Annotated in this window: 7 protein-coding genes; all 7 read left to right on the forward strand. The window is 40.0% G+C overall.

Annotated features, from left to right (window positions below):
• The first annotated feature begins 479 nt into the window (after window positions 1-479).
• On the forward strand, window positions 480-1,088 hold the full coding sequence (locus JWQ85_RS09435; protein WP_299467255.1) for a DUF2807 domain-containing protein: 609 nt from the start codon (window positions 480-482) through the stop codon (window positions 1,086-1,088).
• A gap of 751 nt (window positions 1,089-1,839) precedes the next feature.
• The gene (locus tag JWQ85_RS09440) at window positions 1,840-2,451 is read left to right on the forward strand and encodes a DUF2807 domain-containing protein (RefSeq protein WP_299467257.1); all 612 of its coding nucleotides are present in this window, start codon (window positions 1,840-1,842) and stop codon (window positions 2,449-2,451) included.
• A 119-nt stretch (window positions 2,452-2,570) separates the two neighbouring features.
• Window positions 2,571-3,296 (forward strand): head GIN domain-containing protein, encoded by a 726-nt coding sequence (locus JWQ85_RS09445; protein WP_299467259.1) that lies wholly within the window; start codon window positions 2,571-2,573, stop codon window positions 3,294-3,296.
• A 101-nt stretch (window positions 3,297-3,397) separates the two neighbouring features.
• On the forward strand, window positions 3,398-4,387 hold the full coding sequence (locus tag JWQ85_RS09450; RefSeq protein ID WP_299467260.1) for a c-type cytochrome: 990 nt from the start codon (window positions 3,398-3,400) through the stop codon (window positions 4,385-4,387).
• Between the two features lie 93 nt (window positions 4,388-4,480).
• On the forward strand, window positions 4,481-5,830 hold the full coding sequence (gene tig, locus JWQ85_RS09455) for a trigger factor (RefSeq protein ID WP_299467262.1): 1,350 nt from the start codon (window positions 4,481-4,483) through the stop codon (window positions 5,828-5,830).
• Window positions 5,831-6,084: 254 nt separating this feature from the next.
• The gene (locus tag JWQ85_RS09460; protein ID WP_299467264.1) at window positions 6,085-6,816 is read left to right on the forward strand and encodes an ATP-dependent Clp protease proteolytic subunit; all 732 of its coding nucleotides are present in this window, start codon (window positions 6,085-6,087) and stop codon (window positions 6,814-6,816) included.
• A gap of 89 nt (window positions 6,817-6,905) precedes the next feature.
• A partial coding sequence (clpX, locus tag JWQ85_RS09465; protein ID WP_299467266.1) for an ATP-dependent Clp protease ATP-binding subunit ClpX occupies window positions 6,906-8,005 on the forward strand: 1,100 nt, incomplete at its 3' end.

Consider the following 8,005-nt stretch of genomic DNA (forward strand, 5'->3'; position numbering starts at 1 on the left):
TACCTTGTTTATTACAACTGGGAACGACCACATCAGGGGATCAGCGGCAAGAAACCTATCGATATGGTCACCCTAAACAACAAATAAAAATACCTGATTCTGTTACCGAATTACGTAACCCTTACAATTGCGAGCAGAAAAGGTGCTTTCGCGTTAGGGATTGCAACGGATACCGGCCTTGAGCCTAATGCCTGTGCGCGTATGAGTGTAAAGCCCGGGCCAAAGGCAACGCCATAATGCTACCTCATTACTTTTTATTATAAGACAGCCTCGTTCTTCGTAGTGGCATGGATAAAAGCACCCCCTGTTTCAAAAATAATCTGCCATTTCACCGTCACAAAACCGCCGTTTACCGACATAAACAGGCTGTACATCTATTACACCGAAAATCGATGTAACGTTTTGTAACCGAGGGCGTCATATGGATGTATTTAAAAACAAGAAAATATTAAAACACTCACAATCAAAATAATAATAAAATGAAAACTCAATTTTTAACCATAGCCACCATCTTTACTTTAGCATTAGGCACTGTAACATCAACCTACGCAGCTGTTAATAATAACGACAACGAAGTAAGCACTGTATTAACAAACGTTAGCAAGATCAACAAAATAGAATTGCACGGAAACGTTGAACTGTTCATATCTGACGGTACTGTAGACCAGGTAAAAGTTTATAACAAGTACTATTCTGAAAGCGCGCTGGTGCAAAGCCAAAACGGCGTACTGCGTATATCATCATACACTGATAAAAAATTAGTGGTTTGGGTAACCGCAAACGATCTGCAAGCAATTGTTGCTAATGATAACTCACAAGTTAAATCATTTGGTAACCTGGAGAAATTAGACATCGAGGTAACGTTAAACAATACTGCATCTGCCGACTTAAACATTGACGCTTACAAAGCAAGCATTAACGTAAACGACCGTGCAAAGGCAAACATCAGCGGTAACGTTAACGATTATAACTTAAAACAAGATCAATCTGCAACAGTTAACCACTCTAACCTGGCAACTGTAAACGGAAACAAAACAATAACCAACATACCGGTTAAGGCTAACACACCAGAATTAGCCATTCTATAAGTACTACTTTTGCAAAAGTTCAACATATATTTCAGGAAACCACCGCTTAATGCGGTGGTTTTTTTGTTTAATCTTATCCCGGGCTACTCCAAATGGGGGGTATAAAAGCAGTTGTCATTTCGTTCCCCGGGGGCTTTTGAAAGAGACTTATGCCGTATGCAAGGTAACGTAGAGCCCACTACGTTAAACCCTCCGGCGACATAAAGTTTCATTGCCGTTGGCTTTAGCCAACGGATAACAAATGAGATTTTTCCGGCTTTAGCCAAAACTATCAAACTGAATTTGGCTAAAGCCAATCATATGGATTATTGATCCGTCCCTTAAAAGGGACTGCATTGAGTTGGTAACCAGGCGAGTTTACTCACCCCGACTACGCTGCGCTGGTCGACCCTCTCTCCGCCAAGCGGAAAGAGGGTAAAAAAATTAAGAAATTATACACCCCCTCTTTGCGTAGCAGAGAGGGGGCAGGGGGTGAGTTAACCCGGAAAGGAGGCTAATAGCATCTTGTCGAATAGATGCTTCGCTATGCTCAAGGATAGGGGGCTTGTCTCTTGATTTTCTACCTCTTGACTCTAATAGCGCTAAATTTTCCTCCCCTTTCACCGTCAAAATTCTACCATTTACCGACATAAACCCGCACTGTGTCTAATACACACTAATTGGCTGTAACGTTTCTTTACCGGGTTCGTCATATATGTGTATTTAATAACATAACACAACTTATAGTATTCATAATCAAAATATTAATAAAATGAAAACAACAATCTTAACCATGGTAGCCGTAATGATTATGGCAGTGGTAACCACAAAAAACACTTACGCAAACGCAAATAATAATAACGACGAAGTAAGTACAGTATTAAAAAATGTGAGCAAGATCAGCAAGATCGAGATCCATGGAAATGTTGAGCTTTACGTATCTGACGGTACTGCCGATCAGGTTAAAGTTTACAACAAATATTACTCAGAAAGCGCTTTGGTACAAAGCCGGGACGGTGTATTACGCATATCATCTTATGCAAACCAAAAATTAGTAGTTTGGGTAACCGCTGCTGACTTACAAGCCATAGCCGCTTATGATAACGCCGAAGTAAAATCATTTGGTAAATTAGCAAGACTTGATTTCGAAGTTAGCCTTTACAACACTGCATCTGCACAATTAAACATAGAAGCTTACAAAGCAACCGTAAATGTAAACGATAACGCTAAAGCAAGCTTAACAGGTAGCGTAAACGATTACAGCTTAAATTATGCAAAACCAGCAAACGTTGATCATAAAGATTTTGTAGCTGTAAATTCTACAAAAACTCAAATGCCAGACAAAGCAGCAAAAGCTAAACAACACGAATTGGCAGGTTTATAACCCCCGGATTTTAAAAAAGGCAATATATATTCAAAAGCCGTCACATAAGCGATGGCTTTTTTCATTTTTAGTGTAACTTCATACCCATAATTATCGTCCAAAAAGAAAACTAAACCATTATGAAAAATTTTAATTTTAGAATATTAGTACTAATAGCAGCCGTATCAATTACCCTCTTCTCTTCGTGCAGGCGGTTTAGATGCGTAAAGGGTACAGGCAACGTAAGAACCGAAACCCGTAAAATGACCGACTTTACAAAAGTTGATATCTCTGGCGGATACAAGGTTACCCTTAAACAAGATAGTACACAATCAATATCTATTACTACAGACGATAATCTTTTCAAATACATCGAAACTACCGTTGTAGGCGGCACATTAAAAGTACATAGCCGCAGAAATGTTTGCAGCAGTGGCGAAACCACAATTATTATAGGTGTGAAAAACCTGGACGAGATAGACGCATCTGGTGCGGTTGAGGTAAGATCGGCAGGGCGCATAAATACAAAGGATTTGAACATCGACCTTTCGGGCTCTACCAAAATAGATCTTGACCTTAATGCAGCAAATGTGCATACAGGTGGCAGCGGTTCTACCGAGATCTATTTAAAGGGACAAGCTGCTTCGCATGATGTTGACCTGAGCGGTTCAGGTAAAGTAGAGGCGTTGGATTTTGTGGTAGGCAAATATAAAATAAGCACATCGGGTGCCAGCGAATGTAAAATAAATGTATTAAACGAACTGGATGTACATACCAGCGGCGCGTCAGATATATCATACCGTGGTAACCCGGCAAAAGTGAACAACGATCAATCGGGCGCTTCATCTATAAAGAAATTAGATTAAATGCTTAATTTAGTTGAAGTTAACTGTAACATATGACGGCCAAAAGCCGTCTTTGTTGTTTAAATAACATTACCTAAATTAACATTACCCCAATCTTTATCATGAAGAAGTTTAAAAAATGGATGGCGTACATAGCCATCACTATAGCCCTCATCATTGTTGTAGCTATATCTTACGTTACATTTGCCTTGCCCAATGTTGGCGAAGCGCAAAATATTAAGGTTGATTTAACCCCGCAACGAATTGAACGAGGAAAATATCTGGCCAATCATGTTGCCGTATGTATCGATTGTCACTCCACCCGCGACTGGAATAAATTTGCAGGCCCTATAGTAGCTAACGGCTTAGGCGCGGGCGGTGAAAAGTTTGATGGCCGCATTAGTTTTCCGGGCGAGGTGTATGTACCCAACATTACACCGGCAAATTTAAAAAACTGGACAGACGGAGAATTGTACCGCGCTATAACTACAGGCGTTAAAAAAGATGGTTCGGCCATATTCCCTATTATGCCATGGCAATCTTACTCAAAAATGGATCCGGAAGATGTTTATGATATCATCGCCTACATACGTACTTTAGAGTCCCATGAGGCTGCATACCCTAAGCGTAAACTTGATTTTCCGCTAAACTTGCTTGTAAACACCATGCCTAAAAAAGCGGAACCCGCTAAAAGGCCGGCCGAAAGCGATACCTTACAATACGGCGCGTATTTAGTGCAAACAGCGGCATGCCGCGAGTGTCATACCAAAGCTGATAAAGGAGTGCCTATTGTAGGGATGGATTTAGCCGGTGGTAACGAATATAATATTGGTAACGGGGTAACTTTACGTTCGGCCAATATATCGCCAGATAATGGTACCGGCATTGGTAAATGGACCAAAGAGCAATTTATAAGCAGGTTTAAACAGTTTGAAAATGGCACATTAAAGCCATCTGTGGTAAAGCCGGGCGAGTTTCAAACCATAATGCCCTGGTGGCGCTATAGTGGCATGAACGAAAATGACCTTGGAGCTATATACGCTTATCTAAAAACAGTTAAGCCTGTAAAAAACAGCGTTGTTAAATTTCAAAGCAAGCCAACAGCCAATTAAAATTCAAAATAAATTCATACTTTTGCGCCTCGAATTTTGTATAGCCATCACGGTTATATTTTCAAAGGATTAAATTAATACCCGGTAAAAAAGATGAATATATCACAGGAAAAAATTGATAACCTGAATACAGTTGTTAAGATCAACATTAACCCCGAAGATTACCAGCCAAGGGTTGAAAAAGCAATGAAAGACCATGCTAAAAAAGCAAAATTACCAGGATTTCGTCCGGGTATGGTCCCGGTTGGGCACATCAAAAAAATGTACGGTAAAAGCATTTTGGTTGACGAGATCAACAACATGTTATCTGATACTTTAAATAAATATTTAGACGAAGAAAAACTTGAAGTATTAGGCCAGCCTTTGCCAAAAGTTGACGATAAAAAAGAATATAACTGGGATTTTGCCGATAATTTCGAGTTTAACTACGAAGTTGGTTTGGCGCCAGAGTTTGATATCGATTTTTCATCGAAAGATAAATTGCCGCAGTATGTAATAAAAGTTGATGACGAAACTTTAGAGTCTCGTATCAAAAACATTCGTCGCAGCTATGGCAAAATGACAAATCCTGACGTATCGGCAGATGATGATGTTCTTTATGCCGAATTAACACAGCTTTCTCCGGATGGTTCTGTTTTTGAGGATGGCATAAGCAATACCGCATCGGTACGTTTAGATCAAATTAAAGATGACAAAATTAAAGCGTCGTTAATTGGTTTGAAAAAAGGCGACGAATTGGTATTTGACATCAACGCGGCTTTTGATAATGATGCAGCTAAGGTTGCAGGTTTATTAAAAATTGAAGAAGATGAAGCAGCTGATCTAAAATCAAACTTTAAGCTAACTGTTAAAAATGTTAACCGTTTAGAAGAAGGCGATTTAAACCAGGAGTTCTTTGATAAATTATTTGGTGAAGGTGTAGTTACTGACGAGGCTGGTTTCAGGGCTAAAATAACCGAAGAGTTAGAAATGATGATGGTGCAGGATGCTGACCGCAAACTGCAGGACGAAATTTATAACTACAGTATTGGAAAAGTAAGTTTTGATTTACCTGATGCATTTTTAAAACGTTGGTTAAAAGCTACGAACGAGAAACTGACCGAAGAAGAACTGGAAGGCGGATACAACGATTTTGCTAAGAACCTGAAATGGACACTTATCGAAAATAAATTGATGAAGGATAACAACATCGATGTTAAATACGAAGAAGTGTTTGAGTTTGCAAAAGGCAGTTTAGACCAACAGTTTAGAATGTACAGCCCACAAGCTTTAAGCGATGAGCAGTTGGGACAGTACACCGTGCAATACCTGCAAAACAAAGAGAATGCTAATAAAGTATTTGAACAAGTAAAAGCCCTTAAGGTATTTGATTACATTAAGAGTGTTATTACGCTTGATAAAAAAGAGATCTTATTCTCTGATTTTAACAAGCTTACTGCATAAACAGTATAGTTCAATAACCATATTCACCAAAAGCATTTGCCTACCAGCAGATGCTTTTGTGTTATAGGCCTCACCCAACCCTCTCCAAAGGAGAGGGCTAATCCGGACTTATTTTAAAGTCCTCTCCTTGGAGAGGTTTAGGTGAGGCTTTTTTTTTACTTTCACCAAACTAATTAGTAAAAAATATATTCAACTAAAAACTATATTTATCGCGGGACAACCAACCCGCACCACAACAAATAAAATACAAACACATGAACAGTAATCCAGATAAAAACGAATTCAGAAAATATGCTGTTAAACACCACCGCATTAGCAGTACTTATGTAGATAGATTTATTGGCGGTATAAACCGCAACAGTACCCCATCAGGTATTGTTACCGGGGCCGGTATTACCGGTATGACACCTTATATCATCGAAGAGCGCCAGATGAATGTGGCCCAAATGGACGTGTTTTCGCGTTTAATGATGGACCGCATTATTTTCCTGGGCGATGCTATTTATGAAAATATCGCAAACATTATACAAGCCCAATTGCTGTTCTTGCAGTCGGCAGATAGTAAACGCGACATCCAGATCTATATCAACTCTCCGGGTGGTTCAGTTTACGCGGGTTTAGGTATATATGATACTATGCAATTTATATCAAATGATGTAGCTACAATTTGTACAGGCATGGCAGCATCAATGGGTGCGGTATTATTAGTAGCAGGTACAAAAGGTAAGCGTGCGGCTTTACCACATGCAAGGGTAATGATACACCAGCCATCGGGCGGTGCGCAAGGTCAGCAGTCAGATATCGAGATCACCTATCACGAGATCACAAAGCTGAAAAAAGAACTGTATCAAATTATAGCAGACCATAGTGGTACTGATTATCAGACTGTTTGGGATGCATCAGACCGCGACCATTGGATGATTGCTGAAGAAGCAAAAGAATTTGGTATGGTTGATGAAATTTTAAGAGCTAATACAAGTAAATAAAAATAGTATAGGGTAAGGCAAGGCCTTCTAAACAACAGAAGGCTTTGTTATAACCTATCAAATTACTATTTTTGATAAAATACGATACGATGAACAAGAACAGCAAGGAGATAAGGTGCTCGTTTTGCGGAGCAGGCAAGCAGGATTCCCTGATGCTGATAGCCGGGCTTGATGCGCACATTTGTGATAAATGTGTTGATCAGGCAAACGAGATATTGGCAGAAGAGCTGAAGGTGCGTAAAGTTAAAGCGTCGCCTGCGGTACCTGCTATATTGAAACCAGCCGAAATAAAATCGCACCTTGATCAATATATTATTGGGCAGGATGATGCTAAAAAGGTATTGTCTGTAGCTGTATATAACCACTACAAAAGGTTAAACCAGCGTATTGATAAGGATGAGGTAGAAATAGAAAAGTCGAACATCATTATGGTGGGCGAAACCGGTACGGGTAAAACTTTATTGGCAAAAACCCTGGCTAAAATTCTTAACGTTCCGTTTTGTATATGCGATGCTACTGTATTAACAGAAGCCGGTTATGTAGGCGAGGATGTGGAAAGTATTTTAACCCGTTTGCTGCAATCTGCAGATTACGACGTAAATACGGCCGAACGCGGTATTGTTTATATTGATGAGGTGGACAAAATTGCCCGCAAAAGCGATAACGCATCCATCACCCGTGATGTAAGCGGCGAAGGCGTACAGCAAGCGTTACTGAAAATACTGGAAGGTACCATGGTTAACGTACCACCACAAGGCGGCCGTAAACACCCCGATCAAAAAATGATCACGGTTAACACCAGCAACATCCTGTTTATTTGCGGTGGCGCATTTGATAGCATCGAGAAAAAGATCGCTAACCGTTTACGCACACAAACCGTAGGTTACAAATTAAAGCGCGATGATGGCGAGGTAGATATGAAGAACCTGTACAAGTACATTACCCCGCAGGATCTGAAATCGTTTGGCTTGATCCCCGAGCTTATAGGCCGTTTACCGGTATTAACTTACCTTAACCCGCTTGACCGCGAAGCACTGCACAATATATTAACCGAGCCAAAAAACTCCCTGCTTAAACAGTACAAAAAATTGTTTGAGTACGAAGGTGTAAAGCTGGAATTTGATATCGATGTGCTTGATTTTATTGTTGATAAAGCAATGGAATTTAAGCTTGGCGCACGTGGTTTACG

This window comes from Mucilaginibacter sp., assembly GCF_028288105.1.
GTDB lineage: Bacteria > Bacteroidota > Bacteroidia > Sphingobacteriales > Sphingobacteriaceae > Mucilaginibacter.

Bases quoted from the DNA above. Each gene is read 5' to 3' on its own strand.
- JWQ85_RS09435 (WP_299467255.1), top strand. From the start codon at position 480: ATGAAAACTCAATTTTTAACCATAGCCACCATCTTTACTTTAGCATTA.
- JWQ85_RS09440 (WP_299467257.1), top strand. From the start codon at position 1,840: ATGAAAACAACAATCTTAACCATGGTAGCCGTAATGATTATGGCAGTG.
- JWQ85_RS09445 (WP_299467259.1), top strand. From the start codon at position 2,571: ATGAAAAATTTTAATTTTAGAATATTAGTACTAATAGCAGCCGTATCA.
- JWQ85_RS09450 (WP_299467260.1), top strand. From the start codon at position 3,398: ATGAAGAAGTTTAAAAAATGGATGGCGTACATAGCCATCACTATAGCC.
- tig (WP_299467262.1), top strand. From the start codon at position 4,481: ATGAATATATCACAGGAAAAAATTGATAACCTGAATACAGTTGTTAAG.
- JWQ85_RS09460 (WP_299467264.1), top strand. From the start codon at position 6,085: ATGAACAGTAATCCAGATAAAAACGAATTCAGAAAATATGCTGTTAAA.